Raw genomic sequence first — 358 nt, 5'->3', positions numbered from 1 at the left:
CAACAACCTGCAGCCGTTCATGCCCTACGGATTCGCCAAGACGCTGGGCCCGGATGGCGTCGAACGCGGCGTGGTGGCGGCAGCGGCGATCATCTTCTTCGCGTTCTACGGCTTCGACGCGATTTCCACCGCCGCCGAAGAAACCAAGAACCCCGGGCGCGACCTGTCCCTCGGCATCATCGGCTCGATGGTCGGCTGCACCATCGTGTACGTGCTGGTGGCGCTGGCCGCGATCGGCGCGATGAGCTACCCCGCGTTCGCCCCGCGGGCCGAGCCGCTGGCGCTGCCCATCCGCCCGCTCCCCCAGCCCCCCGCCGCGCGGCTGGTCGGCGGGCGCCCGCCCATCGCCCCGCCGCCC

The 358-nt window shown here is 72.3% G+C and carries 1 protein-coding gene; it reads left to right on the top strand.

The features are described 5' to 3' along the window. Positions 1 to 358, top strand: a 358-nt coding sequence (locus tag CR918_RS20965; protein ID WP_133119713.1) for an amino acid permease, incomplete at both ends; no start/stop codon positions are given.

The organism is Stenotrophomonas indicatrix, from assembly GCF_002750975.1.
Lineage (GTDB): Bacteria > Pseudomonadota > Gammaproteobacteria > Xanthomonadales > Xanthomonadaceae > Stenotrophomonas > Stenotrophomonas indicatrix.
The sequence above is the reverse complement of the archived record's forward strand: the minus strand, read 5'-3'. Positions and strand labels throughout refer to the sequence as shown.